General features: G+C 58.7%; 5 protein-coding genes. All 5 read left to right on the top strand.

Going from position 1 to position 3,614, the window contains the following annotated elements; translation table 11 throughout:
• Positions 1-125 precede the first annotated feature (125 nt).
• The 5 genes from ABIE32_RS21660 (at position 126) to ABIE32_RS21640 (ending at position 3,561) form a co-directional block, all read left to right on the top strand.
• Positions 126-866 (top strand): hypothetical protein, encoded by a 741-nt coding sequence (locus ABIE32_RS21660; RefSeq protein ID WP_429019390.1) that lies wholly within the window; start codon positions 126-128, stop codon positions 864-866.
• A gap of 236 nt (positions 867-1,102) precedes the next feature.
• A complete protein-coding gene (locus ABIE32_RS21655) occupies positions 1,103-1,348 on the top strand; it encodes a hypothetical protein (RefSeq protein WP_429019387.1) in 246 nt (81 codons plus the stop codon).
• A 112-nt stretch (positions 1,349-1,460) separates the two neighbouring features.
• The gene (locus ABIE32_RS21650; protein ID WP_429019384.1) at positions 1,461-1,862 is read left to right on the top strand and encodes a CHC2 zinc finger domain-containing protein; all 402 of its coding nucleotides are present in this window, start codon (positions 1,461-1,463) and stop codon (positions 1,860-1,862) included.
• Positions 1,859-3,202 carry an AAA family ATPase gene (locus tag ABIE32_RS21645; RefSeq protein WP_429019381.1) on the top strand — a complete coding sequence of 448 codons (1,344 nt, stop codon included), beginning with the start codon at positions 1,859-1,861 and terminating at the stop codon, positions 3,200-3,202. The genes ABIE32_RS21650 and ABIE32_RS21645 overlap by 4 nt, the downstream gene beginning before the upstream one ends.
• Positions 3,202-3,561 (top strand): hypothetical protein, encoded by a 360-nt coding sequence (locus ABIE32_RS21640; protein ID WP_429019378.1) that lies wholly within the window; start codon positions 3,202-3,204, stop codon positions 3,559-3,561. Before ABIE32_RS21645 ends, ABIE32_RS21640 begins: the two co-directional genes overlap by 1 nt.
• The last annotated feature ends 53 nt before the right edge of the window (positions 3,562-3,614 follow it).

Here is a 3,614-nt window from a genome sequence, read left to right as displayed (position 1 = left end):
GGCATAAATATATGTATGGATATACAGTATTATTGCTACTCCCAGGCTAGATCTGTATTCCGAAAAGCGGGCCCCTACCCGCCTGCCCTGGGTGCTGTGTATAGGGCGTAATGCGGGGTGCTGTGATGGACGTGAGCCAATTGCCAGACTTGTCGGACTGGCGTTTTGTCGAAGTTTGGACGCTTGAAGAGGCTGCAATGCTGTGGGCTGCCATTGATCCACTCATGCACCATGGCAAGCGCATCGCTGAACTGCAAATAGCTATACACGAGACGCAATACCGCAAAGCACTCCTCTATCTTCGGGCAGCCACTGAAGCCGTTTGCGCCGGAACCCTGCCATTCACCGAAGCGTGGGAAGATCACCACGATGACCAAGGGAACTCTTGGACGAACAAGATTGCGTTCCCGAAGCTGCCCGAACCTATTCGGATTGCGCCGGAGATGACACGCGTCAAGCAAGCTGCGTTCATCAAGTGGGCGCAAAGCAAGTGCATTCTCTCGTACCGGCGCAGCCTTCAATTGGCGCAGCCAACAATTGACCTGCATGCCATGCCAGAACCTCAAAAAGTCGCAGAGCCGGTGCTACTGCTGGCAAAACCATCTGCGCTTGACGAGTCCCATCCATGCCACTCGGTGGAACTGAGAGCAGGTATTGAAGTTTGGGAAGGGGTGGTCGCAACTGGCGCGCATGAGCGGGGCAAATCCCCCAAGGCGGTATTGCTAGAGGCCCTTGATGCACATCCTCGGTACAGCCTACTCAGCACCGAGGCAAAAACGCGCATATCCACCGTTGCCAATTGGAGCAAAACGGGAGGGGCGCCAAAAACGCCCACCAAAGCAAACCCTCCCACCCTTGGTGAGTAACCTCCCCACCCTTTCAAACCCGCATGGTTCTTGGCCTTGCGGGTTTTTTGTTGTCCAGTGACTTTGTGGCCTGGTAAACCTCCCTACCCCTTGGCTTCCCAACTGACCCACCATTTACCCACCATTGTCCCCACCATTCAAGGCTCGACGGTGGGCAGGTTTTCTGAAGCTCCCCAGCTATTCATCAGTACCTGGAATCACAAAACTGCGGCTATCGCAACCAACGAAAGCAAACGATGCCCGCAAACACTAAACCTGTCGCATCACCTTTTCCGCCACTGGAGCAGGAAACCCGTCCTTGCGTACCCACTGCGCAAGCCGCCCACTACCTGATGCTGGCGCCGCAAACCCTGCGTGAATGGGCCTGCTATGGCAAATACCCTGCCGCACTTCGCCCGGTACGCGTAGGCAGCCGCCTGGCTTGGCCTGTGTCCGGCATCCGCGCAGTGCTGGGCCTGCCCTGCTCTTCGGAGGGCGCGTAAATGTTCATGGCAATTTTCTACCTGACAACGTGCATCCGGGCGTGGAGGGCAAGCCATGGCAGTTGACCCATCCCGCAAACCTGACCCGCAGAGCTACTACGAGGCTGAGGGCTTGAAGCTGGGCAAGGGCAAAAAGTGGGTTACCACCGCCTGCGCTTTTCACGGTGGCAGTGACTCCATGCGGATCAACCTGCACAGCGGCGCATTCGTCTGCATGGCCGGTTGCGGCGCCCGTGGCGGTGATGTTCTGGCTTACCACATGGCAGCCTACGGACTGGGGTTCATTGATGCCGCAAAGGTGCTGGGATGCTGGATCGAAGATGGCTCCCTTGCGCCAGCAAAACCAACACCCTTTACTGCCCGCCAAGCGCTGGAAGTACTGGCGGTCGAGAGCAATCTGATTGCGATTGCAGCAGCAAATATAGCTTCTGGGGTGGTGTTGTCGCAAGACGATCGGCAACGCGTGCGGCTGGCTGCAAATCGCATCCATCAGATTGGGGAGGTATTTGCATGACCCATCAAAAATCGGCCTTCGAGGCGGTAGATGCCAGTGTTGCACAAGCGCTGGCCTTGCGCCCACCCATGCGTGAAGCCATGCATCACCAGAATTTCGATTTCCCAGCCGAGCCGACCTTCCCGCCCTTGGAGGATGACGCCTTCGGCAAGAGCGTCCACTCGCCCGCGCACAAGCTCGCCAACCGGGTGATTCTCAAGCGTGGCACAGACCTGCATCCCGAGCCAATCCGCTGGCTGTGGCAGCACTGGCTGGCGCTGGGCAAGCTACACATTCTGGCTGGCGCCCCAGGGCAAGGCAAAACCACATTGGCGCTGGCCATGGCCGCAACCGTGACCCTGGGCGGGCGCTGGCCAGACGGCACGCGGGTGGAGAGGGGCAACATCCTGATCTGGAGCAGTGAGGACGATCCGGCAGATACCTTGCTGCCCCGCCTGCTGGCCGCTGGTGCAGATCGTGACCGCTGCTACTTCATCCAAGGTGCGCAGAGCACGGATGGCAAGATGCAGCCGTTTGACCCGGCCCGCGATCTGGACGCACTGCGCCAAGCCATTGCAGAGATCGGCGGTATGCGCCTGCTGGTTGTTGATCCGGTGGTCTCAGCGGTAACGGGCGACAGCCACAAGAATACCGAGGTGCGCCGGGCCTTGCAGCCGCTGGTGGATCTGGCTTCCGAGTGCGGCTGTGCGGTGCTGGGCATCAGCCATTTTTCCAAGGGCGGGCAAGGGGCAGACCCGGCACAGCGCGTGGTGGGCTCCGTAGCCTTTACCGCCGTGGCCCGCGTCGTGCTGGTAGCAGCCAAGGTCAAGAGCCTGGAGACAGGTGAGGACGCCCGCATTTTGGCGCGCGCCAAGTCCAATATCGGCCCGGATGATGGCGGCTTTGAATACCACCTGGAGCAAACCGAGCCACTCCCAGGCATTGAAGCATCGCGCATTGCATGGGGCAAGGCGGTGGAGGGCACAGCCCGCGATCTGTTGACTGATTCTGAGGATGACAGCAGTGCGGAGGACAGCAACGACATTTGCGAAATGCTCAAAGCGTGCCTGACGGCGGATTGCTGGACGCCCGCCGATGAAGCACAGCGAAGTGTTCTCAAAGTTGGCTTCAGCAAAAAGCAAATCTGGACAGCCAGCAAGAAACTGGGAGTGGTTCGCAAAAAAGGGGAAAACGGGGCGCGTGATGGGTGGTACTGGCGACTGCCCCAAGACTCTGGTTTTGTCCAAGATTCCACCCAAGATTCCAAGATTCCCAACTCTCAAAACGTGGAATCTTGGAATCTTGGCAGGGAATCTTCTGCAAGCAACCCGGGTATGAAGGCCGACAAGGAGGTGTTCTGATGCATGCAGAAAACATCCTTGCCGAGCTGTTGGCATGCGGCATCACCCCTACAGTCACACCGGACGGCACCGGCATTGAAGTGGATGCCGGTTGCCTGACCGATGCGCAGAGAGCGGCCATCAGAACGCACAAGCCCGAGCTGATCGTCTGCATCCAGAAGACGGCACGCATCACCTCTGAGCTGATGGCCGCAGCCATGCGTGCTTGTGACTATTGGCGTGACAGCCCCAAGGCGCGGGAGCAAATGCGCTTGGAGATTTTGGAGACCAGGTCTGAGCACCAAGAGGAGCTACTGCACATGTTCAAGGCCGACTACCCGGCACCTGGAGCGCAAAACGATTCTGTTGGCGAAGGGTAGAAACACGCCACGCCAGTGCCCGGTTTTGAGACCAGTACGCGCGCGCGAGGTTG

This window comes from Comamonas sp. 4034, assembly GCF_050434545.1.
GTDB lineage: Bacteria > Pseudomonadota > Gammaproteobacteria > Burkholderiales > Burkholderiaceae_C > Comamonas > Comamonas odontotermitis.
Note: the sequence above shows the minus strand (reverse complement) of the source record. Positions and strands in the feature narration are given on the sequence as shown.